At 51.5% G+C, this 18750-nt stretch carries 18 protein-coding genes; 8 read left to right on the forward strand and 10 right to left on the reverse strand.

The genetic code is table 11. The features are described from left to right. Positions 1-2 precede the first annotated feature (2 nt). Complete coding sequence (locus ACZ520_RS04575; RefSeq protein ID WP_088566004.1) at positions 3-584, reverse strand: hypothetical protein; 582 nt, start codon at positions 582-584, stop codon at positions 3-5. Then, positions 581-1141: a cell wall hydrolase gene (locus ACZ520_RS04580; protein WP_088566003.1), complete on the reverse strand. Its 561-nt coding sequence runs from the start codon at positions 1139-1141 to the stop codon at positions 581-583. Before ACZ520_RS04580 ends, ACZ520_RS04575 begins: the two co-directional genes overlap by 4 nt. A gap of 250 nt (positions 1142-1391) precedes the next feature. On the opposite strand from ACZ520_RS04580, the gene ACZ520_RS04585 reads away from it, so the two are divergent. The 5 genes from ACZ520_RS04585 (at position 1392) to ACZ520_RS04605 (ending at position 7959) form a co-directional block, all read left to right on the forward strand. Then, positions 1392-2981, forward strand: coding sequence for a polysaccharide deacetylase family protein (locus ACZ520_RS04585; RefSeq protein ID WP_464127653.1), 1590 nt, complete (start codon positions 1392-1394; stop codon positions 2979-2981). After that, the gene (locus ACZ520_RS04590; RefSeq protein ID WP_417869820.1) at positions 2981-3859 is read left to right on the forward strand and encodes a trypsin-like serine peptidase; all 879 of its coding nucleotides are present in this window, start codon (positions 2981-2983) and stop codon (positions 3857-3859) included. The genes ACZ520_RS04585 and ACZ520_RS04590 overlap by 1 nt, the downstream gene beginning before the upstream one ends. 8 nt (positions 3860-3867) lie before the next feature. Continuing rightward, positions 3868-5679: an ABC-F family ATP-binding cassette domain-containing protein gene (locus tag ACZ520_RS04595; protein ID WP_416480861.1), complete on the forward strand. Its 1812-nt coding sequence runs from the start codon at positions 3868-3870 to the stop codon at positions 5677-5679. 81 nt (positions 5680-5760) lie between these two features. Further along, positions 5761-7227, forward strand: a complete 1467-nt coding sequence (locus tag ACZ520_RS04600; protein ID WP_088565999.1) for a DUF1254 domain-containing protein — start codon at positions 5761-5763, stop codon at positions 7225-7227. A 39-nt stretch (positions 7228-7266) separates the two neighbouring features. Further along, a complete protein-coding gene (locus ACZ520_RS04605; RefSeq protein ID WP_464127654.1) occupies positions 7267-7959 on the forward strand; it encodes a hydrolase in 693 nt (230 codons plus the stop codon). 39 nt (positions 7960-7998) lie between these two features. Here ACZ520_RS04605 and ACZ520_RS04610 read toward each other — a convergent pair whose 3' ends face one another. Genes ACZ520_RS04610 through ACZ520_RS04625 form a run of 4 tightly spaced genes read right to left on the reverse strand, consistent with a single transcriptional unit; the run spans position 7999 to position 11486 of the window. Beyond that, entirely contained in the window at positions 7999-8301 is a 303-nt protein-coding gene (locus tag ACZ520_RS04610) for a hypothetical protein (protein ID WP_464127655.1), read from the reverse strand. 31 nt (positions 8302-8332) lie between these two features. Next, positions 8333-9259 (reverse strand): hypothetical protein, encoded by a 927-nt coding sequence (locus tag ACZ520_RS04615; RefSeq protein WP_088565997.1) that lies wholly within the window; start codon positions 9257-9259, stop codon positions 8333-8335. Positions 9260-9273: 14 nt separating this feature from the next. Then, positions 9274-10758, reverse strand: a complete 1485-nt coding sequence (locus tag ACZ520_RS04620) for a TolC family protein (protein ID WP_088565996.1) — start codon at positions 10756-10758, stop codon at positions 9274-9276. Beyond that, positions 10752-11486 carry a hypothetical protein gene (locus ACZ520_RS04625; RefSeq protein WP_232468684.1) on the reverse strand — a complete coding sequence of 245 codons (735 nt, stop codon included), beginning with the start codon at positions 11484-11486 and terminating at the stop codon, positions 10752-10754. Before ACZ520_RS04625 ends, ACZ520_RS04620 begins: the two co-directional genes overlap by 7 nt. 192 nt (positions 11487-11678) lie before the next feature. Between ACZ520_RS04625 and ACZ520_RS04630 the strand changes: the two genes are divergently transcribed. Then, a complete protein-coding gene (locus ACZ520_RS04630) occupies positions 11679-14831 on the forward strand; it encodes an efflux RND transporter permease subunit (RefSeq protein ID WP_464127656.1) in 3153 nt (1050 codons plus the stop codon). A 44-nt stretch (positions 14832-14875) separates the two neighbouring features. Here ACZ520_RS04630 and soxR read toward each other — a convergent pair whose 3' ends face one another. Further along, entirely contained in the window at positions 14876-15349 is a 474-nt protein-coding gene (gene soxR, locus ACZ520_RS04635) for a redox-sensitive transcriptional activator SoxR (RefSeq protein ID WP_416480865.1), read from the reverse strand. 94 nt (positions 15350-15443) lie between these two features. On the opposite strand from soxR, the gene ACZ520_RS04640 reads away from it, so the two are divergent. Beyond that, positions 15444-15809, forward strand: coding sequence for a hypothetical protein (locus ACZ520_RS04640; RefSeq protein ID WP_416480866.1), 366 nt, complete (start codon positions 15444-15446; stop codon positions 15807-15809). Between the two features lies 1 nt (position 15810). Here the strand turns inward: ACZ520_RS04640 and ygiD are convergent, their stop codons facing one another. Together ygiD and ACZ520_RS04650 are read right to left on the reverse strand one after the other, a co-directional pair. Next, a complete protein-coding gene (ygiD, locus tag ACZ520_RS04645) occupies positions 15811-16581 on the reverse strand; it encodes a 4,5-DOPA-extradiol-dioxygenase (protein WP_088565991.1) in 771 nt (256 codons plus the stop codon). Position 16582: 1 nt separating this feature from the next. Beyond that, positions 16583-17182, reverse strand: a complete 600-nt coding sequence (locus ACZ520_RS04650; protein ID WP_038450985.1) for a YceI family protein — start codon at positions 17180-17182, stop codon at positions 16583-16585. A 95-nt stretch (positions 17183-17277) separates the two neighbouring features. On the opposite strand from ACZ520_RS04650, the gene ACZ520_RS04655 reads away from it, so the two are divergent. After that, entirely contained in the window at positions 17278-18177 is a 900-nt protein-coding gene (locus ACZ520_RS04655) for a LysR family transcriptional regulator (protein WP_464127657.1), read from the forward strand. On the opposite strand, the gene ACZ520_RS04660 is transcribed toward ACZ520_RS04655, so the two are convergent. Further along, positions 18174-18716 (reverse strand): PilZ domain-containing protein, encoded by a 543-nt coding sequence (locus tag ACZ520_RS04660; protein WP_088565989.1) that lies wholly within the window; start codon positions 18714-18716, stop codon positions 18174-18176. The two genes, ACZ520_RS04655 and ACZ520_RS04660, sit on opposite strands and share 4 nt — an antisense overlap. Between the last annotated feature and the right edge of the window lie 34 nt (positions 18717-18750).

Raw genomic sequence — 18750 nt, forward strand, 5'->3', positions numbered from 1 at the left:
ATTTATTCCAGAACGACTTTGGAAGCCTTGCCGTCTTTGATTTCGTAAACAGTTGCCGGGCCCAGATATCTTTCCACCTGAATGCCGACTTTTTTACCGAGCTTCTTGGCGTGTTCTTCCTCAGCGGGAAGGACATACAGCGGGATGCCGGTTTCTTTGGTTTTATCCTCTTTTTTCAGAACTGTTTTTTTGATGTTCGGAATGTTCCAGGACTGGATTTCAATGGCCTGCCACGTGCCTTCTTTTTTGGTCAAGGCCACCGCGTACTGGCGGTGCAAATCACTTCCCAGCAGCACGATGTCTTTGTCGCCGTTGTTATCAAGGTCGGCAATAAAGGCCATGGGAACACCACCGGGTTCGACTTCCTTTACCAGGCTCAAGACCGATTCCGGATAATCTTTCAGATCGAAAGTCAGAAACTCCGGATTCCAGTCAATCAGGGCTTTTTTTGCCTCGGCAGGCAGGGTGACCTTTACATTTCCATCCTGCACCGTGATTTCAGCGGCGTTGGTTGCCGAGGTTGTCACCGGAGCAGCCGAGCTGCAAATGCTGTAAAGAAGAGTTGCGATCAAAGCGTTCATCATTTTGCACCTGTGCTTTTCTTGCTTTGGCTGCTTGCGCCGGAAGAGGAATACTTGCCAATCACGCCCAGCTTCCGAGGGCAGGATTCACCGCGCGGAACCAGGAAGGTGTGATTGCCGACCTTTCCACAGTTGGTCATGCGGCGGGCCCAGTAGGGACGGGCGATGCTTGGATTGTAGTAATAGATGACGTCATTGGGACCTTCTTTGACAGAAAGGTTGACGGCTTTCTTGCACATCTCCAAAGCTTCTTTGTCTTCATCTTTGGTGGCATTGATGTTGTTGCCGATATTGTCCTGAGTCCAGCTGAACTGGGCATCGTCATAAACGACTCCGCAGATGGAGCTCGGATAGGCATCGTCTTCCGAACGGGACAACACCACCTTATTCACGGCCACCATGCCTTCGAAGGATTCTCCGCGGGTTTCATGATAGCAGTTGCAAATCATGCAGTTGGTGGCGGATTGTCTTTTGTTGCAGGTCATGGACGCCGCAAATGCAGACGAGTTTATAAGTGACACACAGGCAATTATGAAAAGGGCAACGATCTGTATTTTCATTATTCTCATTTTATATGGGAAGTTTTGAATTTGAAGAATTCTTTATTTTCCCCCTCGACCTTCAGTGAATATGTGTTCCGAATCTTGGTCCAAGGTCCTGAAAAGGGTGTGTCTTATAGTGAGACACTGAACGCCGTTAATTGTTCCTCGTTCAATCTTTGGACACCTTTTTAGGGTCAAACCCCGTGATTTCACGGGCATAGCCGTTGCAATCACCCCTATTGAATATAAAAACAATACGGAGGATTCCATGTCCAAAAGAAAACTGATCGCAAAGGGCCTTGTGACTTTGTCTTTGTTCACCCAGCATTTTGCATGGGCGCAAACAACCACCACAGTTAAAAGACCACCACAATTTGTGATGTTTGCCTTTGATGGATCTTACAACAACGAGGTATGGCAGTACTCCCGCGATTACACCAAACTTAGAAAAGATGCGGGCGTGGACACACGTTTCACATTCTTTATCAATCCGGTTTATTTCCTGAGCCCTGAAAACAAAACCTTCTATCAGCCACCGGGTCAGCGTTTGATTCTGGATGGCGCCGGCAACGAAGTGGCTACGAAAAACCGTGGTTCCGCGATCGGTTGGGGCGATGACAGACGTGATATCTCCGATCGTATTGATCAGATGAATGCAGCTTATCGTGAAGGCCATGAAATCGGTTCCCACGCCGTGGGTCACTTTGATGGTGGCTTCCGCAATAAAAAATGGGACCTGCGCTGGAGCGAGGCGGACTGGAAATCTGAGTTCACTCAATTCTATGCCATCCTGGATCGCGTGTTCGACCTGAATGGCATCTCTAAAAAAGAATCCAAAGGTTTGTTGTTCAGAAACGAAATCACGGGCTTCCGTGCACCGGTTCTGGGTGTCAGCCCGGGCCTGTGGCCGAATCTGCCGAAGTTCGGTATTCAGTACGACACTTCCAAATTGAATTTCGTAAACTACTGGCCGCAAAGAAATGAATTCGGCACCTGGAACTTCCCTTTGGCGGAAGTGCCGGAACCAGGTGGCGCGCGCAAGTGGATCTCTATGGATTACAACTTCTGCGTTCGTGACTCTGCCCGTGTATTGAAGGAAGAGCCTCAGACAATGCAGATCATGAAGCGTGACAAAAGCGGCAACACCGTTAAAGCCAACAAGGCCCGTGACTGCTTGAACGAAGTTTCCACTGCGCAAAAAGCACAGGTTAAGGCCAACATGCTTTCCATCTATCGCAGCTACTTCAACACGAACTACTATGGCAACCGTGCTCCGGTTCATATCGGTCACCACTTCTCCAAATGGATGAGCGGTGCTTACATGGAAGCATTCTTTGAGTTTGCCAATGAAGTGTGCTCCAAGCCGGAAGTCAAATGCGGTACTTACAATGAACTTCAGGCGTTCATGGAAAAGTCCTCTGCATCTGAAATCGAAGCTTACAGAAAAGGCACTTTCGCAAAACTTCCGCGTCCTAAGTCGGCAAGCGTTGCTCGCCACCTGGATCTGAAGATCGACATGACGTCCGACCGTGACTTCATGAACATCTCCCTTGCGGGTCGTGATGCTCAGATGGCGGGTCTTAAGAAGTTCGTGACTGTGGGTGATGTGACCAAAGAAATTGACGGCACGATCGACCTGAAAGACATCCGTGAAGTGAGCGAGGCGGGTAAAGACGCTTTGGTTCGTATCTCGGTTGAAGACCGCATGAACAAAGAAATCGCCACGGCGACTTATACAGTGAAGGCGGTAGGCACGCAGAACGAGGTTGTAGACTCTGAAAACGTGGAAGGTCGCTGGGAACAAGGCCACATGGCTGAAGCTCACCGCGATGACGTAGACTTCACTAAAGGACACTAATGAATCTGTGGAAGGCCATCCTTAGCGGGACCCTTATCATGAATCTTGTCGGGTGCGGAGGAGACTCTGCACCTTCGGCATTTGTAAACACCGACGGGACACTGACCCAGGGTGTGATTTATGGCGAGGACTCCATTCAGGAGGTTTCCACTCACACCCGCAACACCCGGGCAAACGTTGCTCTGGTTCATGCTGACAAATGGAATGATATCATGAAGGGCGAAGCGGTATGGACCGTGGATGAAGTCTACGGGACCGGTCCGCAGTTGGCCTGGAGTGACCAGGAGTCCAAGGCCTTTTGTTCCGGCACTTTGATTGGGCCGAAGCTGGTTCTGACGGCCGGGCATTGTTTCACCGAAGATCACACTTGTGAAAACACCGTGTTTGTCTTTAATGACGAGCAAAAGATGGAAGGGGCCACCACCCGCAAGGGCTGGCAGTGCAAACTGATCGTGGCTCAGAAAAATGATTTCCAGGGCGGGCTGGACTATGCCCTTGTGGAAATTTCCATCCCTCGGGATGAAGTCGAGCCCGTGGTTATATCCGAGACTCCGGCGGTGGTCGGGGATTCGGTCTATTCCATCGGTTATCCGCTGGGCAGTCTTAAGAAGACCGCTCAGGGTAAAGTGCGCCGTGTGAATGAAACGGGATCCTTGGAGACCAATCTGGATGTTTTCGTCGGAAACTCAGGTTCGCCGGTGTTTGACAGCAAAACTCACGAATTGATCGGTGTTTTGCACGGTGGTGAGGATGATTTCCAGGAACAGAGCGCGGAGGGCGGTTCTGTTGAGATTATGAAGTGCGCAGAGGATGCCTGTAAGGGCGAATTCGTCATTCCTATTCAGAAAATTCTGGCCGATATCGAGAAACAGAAGTAAGTTGGGCCATGCTTCTCATCAATACACATAAGCTCGAAAAATCCTTTGCGGGGAAAACCCTGTTTAAAAACGTCTCTTTGGGCATTGAAGAGGGCGAACGTGTGGGCCTGGTTGGGCCCAACGGTGCCGGTAAATCCACTTTGCTGAAAATTCTGGCCGGCACCATGACTCCGGATGCCGGGGACGTGACCGCGAAAAAGGGTTTGCGTCTGGGGTATCTGGAACAAACTCCGACATTCAAAAAAGATGAAACCATCCTGGATGCGGTCCTGAGTAAAGCCCAGGACCCGCATGAGGCGATTGGATCGGCCTATGAATGGATTGCCCGTCTGGAGCTGACCCAGTTCGGAGAAAACTTCCTGGTCAGCGATCTTTCCGGGGGATGGAAAAAGCGTGTGGCTTTGGCGCGCGAACTGGTGCGCGATCCAGAGCTGTTGCTGCTGGATGAACCGACGAATCACCTGGACGTTTCAAGTATCATGTGGCTGGAGGATTTCCTGAGCCGTGCGCCCTTTGCCACTTTGACGATCACGCACGACCGTTTGTTCCTGCAACGAACCGTCAACAAGATCTTCGATCTTGATCCGAAGAATCCGAACTATCTGATTTCCACCACCGGTGGTTATCTCGAATATCTCGAGGAAAAAGCGATTCTTTTGGCCGGACAGGAGCAGAAGGAGCTGGCGATGAAGAACACTCTTCGTCGTGAAACCGAGTGGCTGCGCCGCGGAGCCAAGGCCCGTCTGACAAAACAAAAGGCCCGTATTGATCGCGCCGGCACCCTGAAAGAGGATGTCGAGGAGCTTTCCGCGAAGAACGCCGCCCGCAAAGTAAAAATTGAATTTAAGGAAACCGACCGCAATCCGCAAAAGCTGATCGAAGTCGATCACGTTACAAAGGCTTATGACGGTCGTGTGCTGTTCAGTGACTTCAGTTATCTGGTGACTCCTAAAACACGTCTGGCGTTGCTGGGAGATAACGGTTCGGGAAAATCCACGCTGATTCGCATGCTGCTGCAGCAGGAAGCGCCGACTTCCGGCCGTGTGGTTCAAGCGGACAAATTGAAAATTGCCTATTTCGAACAAAACCGTGAAACCTTAAAGCCGAAAGAGTCCGTTTTGAAGAACATCTGCCCTGATGGCGATTATGTCCATTATCAGGGGCAGTATGTGTTTGCGCGCAGTTATCTGGAAAGATTCCTGTTCAACCGTCAGCAAATGGATCTGCCAGTGGAAAAGCTGTCAGGTGGCGAGCAAAGCCGCTTGCGTTTGGCGCAACTGATGCTGAATGAAGCCCAGGTGCTGATTCTCGATGAACCGACCAATGACCTGGATGTGGCGACATTGACAGTGCTTGAAGAATCTCTGAAGGAATTTACGGGGGCCGTGATTTTGGTCACGCACGACCGTTTCTTCATGGATCAGGTGGCTTCTGACATTCTGGCATTGCACAAGAACCTGGATGGCTCCACTTCCATGGAGCGTTTTGCGGGTTATCTGCAATGGGAAGAATGGTTCGAAGAACAAAAAGAGCTGCAAGCTCAGGAACTGAAAAAAGAGAAGAAAGCCGAAAAAGTGGCGGCCAAACCAGTGAAGCTCTCGTTCAAGGAAAAGTTTGAACTGGAAAACATGGAAGCCAATATCTTTGAAATGGAAGAAAAATTGTCAAATCTGCAGACCGAGGCGGGGAAGCCCGAGGTCGTCAGCCAGGCCTCTAAAGTTCAGGAGCTTTTCTCCGAGATTTCCGCTTTGCAAAGCAAAATCGAAACCGCTTATGCCCGTTGGGCAGAGCTGGAAAAGAAATCCCAGGGGCAGTCTTAGCCGGTCGAGGCTGGTGCATTCTTACATATTGCTGATCTTCAGGGCGCCTTCAATCATAGGCTGTTGAGCAAGGAGGCTCTCATGAAGATCCAATTCGTCAATCTGGCCGTTGTCCTGACGGCCGGGATGCTGATGGCATCCTGTAGTTCTTCCGAGAAAAAAACAACCGCATCAGTTAAGACCACGGCCAGCCCGGCAGAGATCCAGAAGCTGGCGGAAGAGGTTTATATCTATGGCTATCCGATGGTTTTGGTTGAAACCAGTCGTGAGGTGATGACCAATGTTTCCCGTGTGACCGCGGATGCGGCACCGGTGAATCAGTTCCTGCACAAGGACCGCTTCCCTGATGCGAGCTTCACCCAAGTGGTCAGTCCCAACGCCGACACACTTTACAGCTCTGCATTTCTGGATCTTTCGCGCGAGCCGGTCATCTTAAGTGTGCCGGAAATGGGTAAGCGCTACTATCTGATGCAATTGATGAGTGCCTGGACGGATGTGTTTGCATCGCCGGGCACGCGCACCACAGGGTCTCACAAAGGGGACTTCGCCATCACGGGACCGGATTGGAGGGGAGAGCTGCCAACGGGTCTTACTGAGATCAAATCACCGACCAACACTGTATGGATCATCGGGCGCACCCAAACCAACGGGCCGAAAGATTTTGCCGCAGTTCGGGAAATTCAGAAAAAATACCGTCTGACCACGCTCAGTTCGTGGCAGCAGTCGGACAACGAGGTCATCGCCACCCCCACTCGTCAGGTCAGCTCCACGGTGGACATGAAAACACCGCCGGTGGCCCAGGTGGAGGCCATGGACGGGGTTGAGTTCATGGAAAAATTCGCAAGTCTGCTGAAACAGAATCCTCCGAAGCCGGAGGATTCTGCCATGGTTGAGAAAATGGCACGACTGGGGATTTCTGAAACCGGGCAGTTTGATGGCCGGGCCTTAAGCGATGCTCAGAGAGTCGCATTCAATCGCGGGGCGAAGATGGCGTTGGAAAAAATCGTGGCCCTGAATCAGGCGCCTCCGGGCGTGGAGGTCAGTGCGGGCTGGGTGTATTCCTATCACATGGGGGCCTATGGTGCCGATTACGAAAACAGAGCCTATGTCGCCAAATATTTTTTAGGTGCGAATCTTCCCCAGGATGCGGTCTATCCGCGCGCTTCCGTGGATGCCAACGGCATGCCTTTGAAAGGGGATAACAAATACACCCTGCGCTTTGCCAAGGGGCAGTTGCCTCCGGTCCGGGCGTTCTGGTCGCTGACAATGTACAATTCAAAACAGAACTTCGTGAAAAATCCCCTGAACCGATACGCTCTTGGGGATCGTGACAAGTTGAAATACGGCAAGGACGGGTCACTGGAGATTTACATCCAAAGCGAACGTCCTGAGGCCAGCAAGGTGGCCAACTGGCTGCCGGCGCCGGCGGGGGATGATTTCAATTTGCTGATGCGTTTGTACTGGCCGAAGGACGAAGTTCTCAGCCATCAGTGGCGAATGCCTGGAGTGCAGCAGGTGCAGCCCGCGACGGGTCTGAGTCTGCGATAAATATGGGTGATATGCTTCATTTGAGAAAAGGAGAATCCAATGTCTAGCGAACCACGTCGTGATCCATTGAAGGATCACTTGTTAACACCAGAAAACTGCGCCTTTATTATTATCGACTATCAGCCTATTCAGGTCTCGTCGATCAGATCCATGGATCAGAAAGAGCTGGTGTTTAACATCACCAGCACTGTGAAGGCGGCCCTGAACTACGGTCTGCCCATTGTTCATTCGACGGTAAATGTTCAGACCGGAAGGAACAAACCGCCTATCTCTCAGATTCAGGAACTCTTGGGGCATCTCCCGACGTATGATCGTACAACGATCAACAGTTGGGAGGATGTTCAGTTCCGGGAAGCTGTAAAGGCCACGGGGCGAAAGAAGCTGATCATGACGGCCTTGTGGACTGAGGCTTGCCTGGCATTTCCGGCACTTGATGCTTTGAAAGAAGGCTACGAAGTTTATGTCGTTGCAGATGCCGTGGGCGGTACTTCGCGGGCCGCTCACGAAATTGCTTTGCGCCGTATTGAGCAGGCGGGCGGCATGTTAATCAGTAAGACTCAGCTCTACTGCGAACTGCAGCGCGATTGGAGTCACAAAGAAACTGTGCCGGGCTTTATGTATGTGTTCCAAAATTACGATGGATCCAATCCCGAAAAAGATTTCGAGGGGCATCAGGATCATCTACATTCTCAACCCAAAGGCCGTTTGAGCTCCGAGAATCTGAGAAGTTGATTTTGACAAAGAAGAAAGGGGCTTGCAAAGCCCCTTTTTTTATCTTGGTTGTACGCTGTAGTTGGTGACGTCTTCTTTCGCCGTTTCGTTTGGATATCGAACGGTTTTGATGTTCAGGATCAGATCCAGAACCCCTTGGTCACCTTCACACACATAGTACTTTTTGTACTTGCAGATGTAGTTGAAGCAGAACTCGTTTTTCGAGAAATGAGAAAAGGAACACTGAACGTTGTAGGTGTATTCCACAGAATCAACCACCGAAGGCACACTCAGTGCCAGAGCAGGCTGAGTCGTGAATCCGGTAATCACGAATCCAATTGCAATCACCAGTAGTTTCTTCATCTCAAATCTCCTTGGTTTATCCTTTGCAGGATTATTGTTTTTTCAGGATCAGCTTGCCTGACATGGAGTAATTAGATGTCAGAGCGCCTTCCAAAACACCATTTACAAGTTTGCCATAAATAGCCGCTTCAAATTTTGAATTCAGATCGCGAGCCGGTTTGCCGGTCAAAGTCAGGCGTGGCTCAGCCAGGTCCGCTTCGTAAACACCCGTCAAGGTCAGGTCCGCCGTGTGGCCTGGATCGTCCGCGCGGTTCAATTCACCCATCAGACGAGGAATGGTCACGGTAGATCCTTCCTTCACAGTTTCCTGAACGTAAAGGCGCAATGTGATGCCCACAACACCCTTTACCGGACCGGAGTTGCCCTGATCCATCTGGCCCACGTAAGTTCCGGAAATCGCGGTCAGTTGCGCGCGCAGTCTTTCATAGTAAGCAAACTCTTCCTTGCCGCCGCCCGTGGATTCATTTTCACGCGCTTTCAAGGAAAGTTTGACGATACCTTTCGGGCCCGAGATCGCCTTGGCTTCACCCAGGATGTTGTTGCCGCTGATTTTAGCGTCCACAGTCTGGATTTCGTCACGGCCCAAAGATTTGATGTCCTTTACGTTCACCAAAGTCAGGTCGCCGGTTTCCGGAGCGAAACCAACAACAAAATCGTAACTTTCGCCTGCCGGATTGATGCGCTTGTAAGTTGCATAAAGAGTGGAGTGCAAGCGGGTGGAACCGTCAGAGTTTTTCGCGCCGTTATCGACTTTCAGTTCGAAGAATTTCACTTCCAGATCCTGAGTGCCGTCAGCGGTCGTGATTTGGCCCACGTAAGTGCCGATCACTGGTTTGTAAGTCTGTTGCAACTTTCCGTTTTGCTCGATCTCGCGCTGTTTGCCGGCGTTTTTGTCCTGATCAAAGGCGCACGCGGCAAGGCTTAGAACCGTCGCTGCAAGAATTAGTTTTTTCAACATGGTAACCCCTCTTATTATTTATTTTCAGTGTAATCAGCTGACGAAGCGTCGTCAGGAATCAATTCGTCACGGGAAGCCGCCCATTCATTCAGCGCAATGGCGTAATCACCCATGGCGCGCATGTATTGAACTTCCGAGTCGAAATAGTTGTTCATTGCCGTGATCAGGATCGAGATGTCCGTACGACCCTGATTGTAGGAACGGTTCAGTTCCTGAGAGGCCTTCTCGCGATAGCCTTTCTGTTTTTCTGCGCTCAGCACCACGGCATAGGTGGACTGTACTTTACGCTGAGCCTGAATCTCCAGGTCCTCGGCCTCCAGCAACTGGCGGCTCAGACGGGTGGACTCAAGATCCTTGGAAAGCTTTTTGTTGATGATCTGCTCGTTCTGGATGTCCGAGCCGAAGTTGTACTGGAATCTCAGACCCATGTAGTACTTCGGACGGGTGCCAGACACGACGTCAGAATAAGCATCGTTCGCGTTTTCATCCACACCGGTGGTGTAAACCTTGCCGACGAAGTTCAGCGTCGGATAGCTTAAGGATTCCGCCGCCGTCAGGGATTCCTGAGCTGCTTCGACCTTCAGCTTTTGGGAACGGATGGTGCGAAGCTCTTCCACTTTTTTCATTGGCAGTTTTGGCACCGTCGGGATATTGCCCGGGATCTGGAAGCGGATTTCTGTGCCCGGTTCCAAAGAAAGCAACGTCACCAGATTTTCCAGATTGTCCAGATACTCGGTCGAGGACGTTTTAACTTTTTGTTCGCGTGTTTCAAACTCCGCCTGAACCTGTGGCAGGTCCCCTGGGTTGGAATAACCCAAAGAGGTTTTGCGTTTCACCGCATCGACCAGTTTTTTATAACGGTCACGGGAAGCCACGGATTCTTTGAAATTTTCCTGTGCAACATAAGTGTTCCAGAACTGACGGATCGCCTCAAGCACGACGTCTTCCAGTTCGTTGGCGCGGTTGATGCTTTCTGCCTGATAAGTCAGCTCGGCCGCATTCACGGTGCCACGGTCCGCAACCCCGAAGAAGTTCCCCAAAAGGGCTTGTTCCAAAAGCAATCCTGCGCTGTCCAAGGTCTGCTCGCCCGGCGGAGGATTCGTCACGACACTGTCAAACTCAACTTGTTGGGAAAGACGGCTCAGCTCAATCCCCAGCGTGGTCCCGGTGGTGAAAGGTTTTTTCAAGCCCACGGTGGTGCGATAACGTTCGTATTTGGCTTCGACCGGAGTGGAGTTGGAAAGAAGACCTGCGGATTTGTCGTACTCAAAACCGGTTTCTGCGTTCAGAACCCAGTCATAGGCAGAAAGCGCCAACGCCGGAGTCAGGCGGAACTGCTGGTACTTCAAATTGACTTCCTTGGTTTTAAGACCCTGTTTTAAAACCAGCTCCGCCACATCTTTTTGAGTCAGCGTGATCTCTTTCTTTGCAGGAGCCTGCTGGGCATACGCTGCCTGGATTGTTGTCGTGCTAAGTAGTGCAAGAAGGATTTTTACCATGTTACTTTTGTTCCTAGCTCAAAGTTGTCTTTTTGAAGTGCGATCTCATTGTTGTCTTTAAGAGTTCTTTGGGACCATTCAGTGAATACAGACCATTTTTTACCCAGCATCACGTCGACTCCATAGTTCATGGATTCGTAAGCGCCGGACTTGCTGAAAGTGGCAAAATCGTTGGAGCTGCTTTGCGTGTAGCTGATGTTTCCGAACTGCGGGGACACGTTCAAAGAAAGCCAAGGCAGGCGTTCCCAGCCCATGCTGATCACGGGACCTGCGCTGAACATGATGGTGTTCAAACGGGCGTCGTCGATTTCATAACCGGAATCCAGTTTCACCTGGGCGCTTTGAGACGCGAAGCCACCTTTGGCGCGCAGGCCCAGTTTCCACAACACGGCTTTCGTTTGCAGGGCAGGGCTCATCACACCCAGTTCAAGACCCGGCATCACGGTGGTGCCGTTTTTGCTCATGTCAAAGGAACCGGAGCCATCTTTAGTGGCGATGCCTTCGGGCTGGAAGCTTTGCACAGAGAAGCCGGCGAAATACTTCCAGTTGCGCGTGATAATTTCCGGACGGGGATCTTTCAGCGTCAGCATGCCGGACACCTGAGCGTCGGTGGCACTTTGTTTTGCAAGGCCGTCGTATTTGGCTTCAGCAACTGCCATGTCTCGCAAGCTTTGAGCGTTGCAGATCGCAGAAGAGAAAATAACGGCTAACAGAAATCCCCATTTCATAGTGCACTCCCCGAATAAATGTGCGTCAGGAATAGTCCGAGGGTTGGGGGCTGTCAACCTCTGCCCGTGGTCCTTCGGGGGCCTTTATAAATCCTTTAATATCAAGGCCTTATGAGCCGCTGTGTTGATAGGAATCCTAATGACTAATGGGGGTGGATTGCCTACAGTGTCCCGGTCTTTAGAGGGGTATGTATGAGACTGTCGGATATTTCTATTAAGAATCCTGTATTTGCGTGGATGCTGATGTTCGGTCTGATGATTTTCGGACTGATTTCGTTTTCCCGCATGGGCGTCAGCCAGATGCCGGATGTCGATTTCCCAGCCGTGACGGTGAGCGTCAGCCTTGATGGCGCAGCTCCGGAGGTCATGGAAACCCAGGTCGTGGATCCGATTGAATCCTCGCTCATGACTGTGGAGGGGATTGAATCCATCAAGTCCAGCAGTAAAACCGGCAGTGCCAGCATCACGGTGGAATTTGATCTGGATCGCAACATCGATCTGGCGGTTCAGGACGTGCAGGCGAAAATCTCGGGCATTCAAAGAATGCTTCCGGATGATGTGGACCCTCCCTCCATCTCCAAAACTAATCCTGATGATCAGCCGATTCTTTGGCTGGCTCTGACTTACGATAAGGAAGACCCTGAATTCCTGATGCGCTATGCGCGTGACTATCTGAAAGACCGCTTCACCACGGTGGAAGGTGTGGGGGACATCTTCCTGGGTGGTTACACCGATCCGGTGATGCGTGTGCATGTGCGCCCGAAAGATCTGCTTCGTTATAACATCTCTGTGAATGACGTGGTCGATGCCATCCGTAATGAGCACTCCGAGCTTCCGGGTGGTTACATTCAGACCGACAAAAAAACCTTCAACGTGCGCACCATGGGCGAGGCAAAAACGGAAGAGGAGTTCCGCAATATCGTGATCAGCCGTCGTGCGGGTGTCACGGTTGCTGATCCGACCAACATGGTTAAGATCCGCCAGGTCGCCGACGCCAGTATGGGCCTGGACAAGATTGAGCGCATGTCCCGCTTCAACGGGAAAACCGCTTTGGGGCTGGGGATCCGCAAGCAGCGTGGCACCAATGCCGTGTCAGTCGCGCGTGCGGTGAAAGAGCAAATCACGGTCATTCAGAAAACCCTGCCTCCGGGGATGAACCTGCAGGTGAACTTTGACAGTACCAAGTTCATCGAACAATCCGTGGGCGAGCTGAACCATCACTTGATTCTGGCGGTTATCTTTACTTCTTTGGTGTGCTGGATGTTCCTGGGAAGCTGGTCGGCGACGTTTAACGTTTTGCTGTCGATTCCGACGTCGTTGCTGGGTGCCTTCATCGGTCTTTACTTCCTGGGTTATACTCTGAACACGTTCACGCTGCTGGGGCTGACTCTGGCAATCGGTATCGTCGTGGATGATGCCATCATGGTTCTGGAAAATATCTTCCGGTACAATGAAAACGGGCGGGGGCGTATTGAGTCCGCGATCCTGGGCGCGCGCGAGATCTCGTTTGCTGCGATGGCCGCCACTGCGGCCGTGATTGCGATCTTCCTGCCGGTGGCCTTCATGAAGGGCATCATCGGGAAGTTCTTCATGCAGTTCGGGGTGACGATCTCTATCGCCGTGTTCCTGTCGTTGGTGGAGTCTTTGACGATCACGCCAATGCGTTGTGCGGGCTTTGTTCATCACGGTGAAAGAAAAACCAAACTGGGCAAGGGCTTTGAAGCTCTGATGGAAAACACGCGAATTGGTTACGACCGCTGGCTGCGAGTGAGCTTGCAGCACCCGTGGAAGGTGTTGATTGGCTCGCTGGTGTTTGTGGCGGTGTCCTTTATTTCTATCAAGTTCCTGAACAAGGAAATGAGCCCGGCGCAGGATCAGAGCATCTTTATGGCCCGTTTGATCATGCCGGTGGGAACGTCCCTGCAGTACACGGACCAGCAGACCAAAAAAGCGGAAGCGTGGCTCTTGTCCCGTCCGGAAATCAAACAGGTGTATGCAGCCCTGGGGGGCTTCGGTGGCGGTGTTTCTGATTCCAACGTGACGATGATGTTTATCACCATGAAAGAAAAAAACGAACGCGGCAAGGATCCTGAAACCGGGAAGGTTCTGTCCCAGCAGGAATTCATGCAGGTGGCGCGTAAGAATCTTTCCAAGATCGAAGACATGCGTCCGGTCCTGATGGATTTGTCGCAGCAGGGCTTCTCGGGGGGCCGTGGTTATCCGATCGAATTCACGATCCTGGGTTCAGACTGGGATAAGCTTGCGAAGTACACTGAAGACATGATGAAAGCCATGAACGACAGCGGTCTGATGGTGGACGTGGATTCCAACTATCTGTTGGGTATGCCTGAAATTCAGGTGCAGCCGGACCGTCTGGCAGCGGCTCAGCACGGGGTCAGCATTGCCTCCATCGGTTCCACGGTCAGTGCGTTGATTGGTGGGGTGAAGGCCGGCGAATATCCTCAAGGCGGGCACCGTTACGACATCAAGCTGAAACTGGTGGATCAGGGTGATCCGATGGGTGAGATCAAAACTTTGTTCGTCGGTAACAGCCGCGGAAATCTGATTCCGCTGCCAAGAGTGACGAAAGAAGTTCAGACGTCGAGCCTGCAGTCGATCTCTCGTTCCAACCGTCAGCGTGCGATCACGGTGACAGCGAATATGAAGCCGGGCGTTTCCCAGCAGGCGGCGATGGCTTACATCGAAGACGCGGCGAAGAAGATGTTGGAGCCGGGTTATATGATTGATCAGGGCGGAAGCTCGAAGACCTTTAAAGAATCCTTCCAAAGCCTGATCTTTGCTTTGGTGATGGGTTTGGTGATCGCCTACATGGTTCTGGCCAGCCAGTTCAATTCCTTTATCGATCCGGTGACGATCCTGATGGCATTGCCATTTAGTTTCAGCGGGGCATTCTTTGCACTTTTGATCACGGGGCAGTCTTTGAATATGTTCTCGATGATCGGTTTGTTGTTGTTGATGGGTATCGTGAAAAAGAATTCCATCTTGTTGATTGAATTTACCAACACGGTTCGTGACCGTGGTACCAGCAAAGCACTGGATGCGCTGATTGAAGCGTGCCCGACACGTCTTCGTCCGATTCTGATGACGTCGGTGGCGACGGTCGCTGCCGCCGTTCCGTCAGCTACAGCGCGCGGGGCGGGGTCTGAGACCATGCGTCCGATGGCGATCTGTCTTATCGGTGGGGTTGTGGTTTCCACCGCGCTGACTTTGTTCGTTGTTCCTGCGGTGTATCTGCTGATGGATAAATTCAAGAAGCGCGACGAGGTTCGCGAAAAAACCAAACAAGCCTTCGCCGCTGTTGGTGAAGAAGGCCTGGAGGCCTAAAAGCCAAAAGCAAAAAGCCCAGTGGCATGGCCGCTGGGCTTTTTTTATTTCCGGCATTGTTCTTTCAGGCGTTGTGCGCCGGTGCCTTTTTTGCCGTAACGGTCATCCGGGTTTCGTAACGGGCAGTCTTTTAATGACATGCAGCCACACCCAATGCAGCTTGCAAGTTGTGATTGCAGAAGCTGCAGCAATTTGATGCGCTCTTCAAGGTCGTCATTCCATTTCTTTGTCAGTCGCTTCCATTCCGCCGCCGTGGGTGCGTGATCCTGGGGCAGCGATGAAAGGTGATCTTTGATTTGCTCCAGACTCATTCCCAGGTGCTGGGAGATCTTAATTATTGAAATCAGACGCAAAACCGAGCGGTCATAACGGCGTTGATTGCCGTTGTTGCGATGACTTTTGATCAGCCCTTTGGATTCATAGAAATGCAAGGTCGGGACCGAGATGCCACTGCGGGTGGCGATTTCTCCAACGGACAGGGAGCTAGTAAGGACAGGGGTCTTGTTTTTTACAGTCATATTTCTTTTGACCTCAAGTTAACTTGAGGTTGTAGCATCAGCCCAAAATCACGCAAGCAATTTAATCGGGCGGCTTAAGCCCAAAGGAGATTTCGTGAACTATTTTACCTATAAGATGATCCATCTGATCAGCCTGGCCCTGATGTTTGTGAGTTTTGGTTTCATGCTGGTGGCCGTGGCCATCGGGGAGCCGGCAAAGAAGTTCAGAAAATTCAGTTATGCGCTTCACGGGGTTTCGTGGCTGGCGCTTTTCGCCAGCGCCTATGGACTGGTGGAAACTTTGGGGATGGGTGCGAATTTTCCCAACTGGGGACGGGCTAAAACCGCGATCTGGGTGATGTTGGGGGTCTGGGCGTTTATCGTGCGCAAGAAACCACAATGGACTTTCACCAACATGGCGGTGCTTTCAGTTTTGGGAAGTGCTGCAATCTGGCTGGCGGTTGCCAAGCCTATGTTCTAACCTAGCGGCTCCACATCACCGCACGCATCGACAGGGAGCCCATTTCAAATCCTTCATAAGGGTAGGAAATGCGGTCTTCCTCGGTGCTGGCGCCAAACGCATAGAGCAATGGCAGATAGTGTTCTGGGGTGGGCACGCTCAGCGTGGCACTTTCACCCAGGGCTTCATAGTCGGTCAGGGTTTTGGTGTCGCGTGTTTCCAGGGCGGCTTTGATTTGGCCGTCAAACTCTTCGGCCCAAGGATAGCTGCCGTCTTTGTTTTTCCATTGAATCAGTCTTAAGTTGTGAACGATGTTGCCGCTGGCAACGATCAGAACACCTTTGTCGCGCAACGGGCGCAGCAGTTTTCCCAGCTCCAGATGTTGTTGGTTTGTTTTCGTCACATCCAGGCTGACTTGATAAGTGGGAATATCGGCGTGTGGGTACATGTGCGCCAGAACTGACCACGTGCCGTGATCCAAACCCCATTTGTCATAGAGCTCAGACTTTGGCAGCAGTCGTTGGGTTTCATGAGCGATGCTTAACGGGCCTCGCGCCGGGTACTGCATGTCAAACAGGGCTTTGGGGAATCCGTAGAAATCGTGAATGGTGGGAGGGTCGGGATGATAAAGAACTTTCGTTCCTTCTGTCTCCCAGTGAGCAGAGACAGAAAGAACGGCCTGTGGTTTTGGCAAGGCTTTGCCCAGTCTATGAAGGCTTTCCGTGAAGGCATTCTTGTCCAGAGCATTCATCGGAGAACCGTGACCAATAAAAAGCACAGGCATCGTCGACATATTAACCTTTCTTAGGAGCTGGTTTGCCAGCCTGGATTTTGAGGATCAAAGTCACCTCATCACCCACAACCGGACCTGCTTCCACAACACTGCTCCAGTTCAGACCGAAATCCTTGCGGTTGATCTTGCCGGTCGCAGTGAATGCCACTTTGTTGTTACCGTAGGCGTCGTTCACGTCACCCAGGTACTTGGCATCCAAAGTCACTTCTTTAGTTTTACCCTTCAAGGTCAAATCGCCAACAATTTTCAGATTGTCCGGCGTGCCAGTGATCTTTTTTGTGACAAAGGTCATTTTAGGATTTTTGGCCACATCAAAGAAGTCCGGGCTTTTCAAGTGATCGTCACGGTCTTTGTTTTCGGTGCTGATGCTGGCCACTTCGATGTTCAATTTGGCTTTGGACTTCTCAAGTTTTGCGTCCACGTCCAAAGTTCCATCAAATTGAGCAAAGCGACCTTCCACCGTGGAAATGACCAAGTGAGGAATCTCAAAGCCAATTTTAGAGTGGGCAGGGTCGATGTTGTAAGAACCCGCCGGGATGGATTTAGCAAATGCGGACATACCAGCCAAGGTAACCAGGGAACCAAGAATAAGTGCTTTCATGTGAATTTCTCCTTTTATGTTGTTTCAACGGACTTAGTATCGTGCGTTTTTGATTATTGCGAAAGGTGACATATTCGGAATATACTGTTGCGTATATGGAACAATTAGATCTCAATCAGATACGCACCTTCGTCAAACTTGTTCAAAGCGGCAGCTTCACCAAAGCGGCAGAAGTTTTGAAGCAACCCAAGTCCCGCGTCAGCCGCAGGCTGTCAGCGCTGGAAAAAGACCTGGGCGTGCAGTTGATTTATCGCACCACTCGGCAGTTCCAACTGACCGAAATGGGACGCATCTATTACGAACGCGCTCGCGGTCTGATTGAAGGCCTTGAAACCCTGACCGGCGAGGTCAGTGAATCCACAGCGGAAATTTCGGGCGTGATTCGGGTCACAGCCTCGGACGATATGGGTGTGAAGCAGCTTCCGCTGATCGTGGATGAATTCACCAGACAGTATCCACGGGTGCGCTTTGATCTGTATTTAACTCAAGCCTATGTGGATCTGGTGAAAGAGTCTGTCGATGTGGGGATTCGTATCGGAAATCTGAAAGACAGCTCCCTGCGGGCGCGTAAGATCGGAACGGTCAGAAACCTGCTGGTGGCTTCGCCGGGATTTTTAGAGCGCTATCGGGTGGGGGAGGATCTGGCCAAGCTTGCAGCGGCGCCTTTTCTGGGTTTGACTCAGCAACCGAAGCTTGAAGTGGTGCGCGGGTCTGACGGCAAACGTTTGACGTTGAAGACCAATCCCATCGTGACGGCGAACAATCCCGAGATGTTGTTGAATCTGGCCCGTCTGGGAAAAGGCTATGCGTTTGTGCCAGAGTTTTTGTGCAAGGATGAACTGCGTGACGGTCGTCTGGTTCAGATTCATAGACATCTGCGCGGGGATGAAGTGTCGGTCAGCCTGGTTTCACCCGACACCAAAGAGACTTCCCAGAAAGTGAAGCGCTTCATGGACTTTGCGTATAAACGTTTGAAGGAAGTGTATTTCGCTTAAGACAGGACGCTTAAAAGCATCTTGTAAAGGCCCGAGTATTCAAAGCGCAGAAGAGCCCAGATCGTCGCGCACCACAAGGTCGCCAGTAAGCCCATCAAAACCAGTTGCGGCAGATTGGCAAAACTGACTGAGTTGCGCGGGCGGTTTAGCATATCATCAATCTGACCGCGTTCCTGGCTTTCTTTGAACTTGCGGGCCAGGCCCTGTGCCAGCACGATTCTTTGCTGCATTTCAAGTTTATAGAAGTGGACCCCCACGAGCATGCGGGAATCAGAAATGTTTTCAAGTCGTGTGACGATTCCATAACATGCCATCTGACGCGAACCGGGTGGAGTGAACTGAATTTTCACGACTTCGCCCAGAAGCGGGCACAGATCATCCGGAGCAGTGAAGGCCAGACCCGTCAAAGAGACGTTTTTGATTTCGGTGCCTTCTTCCCACGGGACTTGCTTCGGGCCCGCGACACGAACCAGGCTGTCGTCCTCAGTATTGAGAATGTAGCGTGGTGATCGGCCGTGATAGCGAGCAAGACTTGTCATAGTCTACTTTTCGGCCCGTTGCCGGTCTTTCTGA

This window comes from Bdellovibrio sp. BIS2, assembly GCF_055398295.1.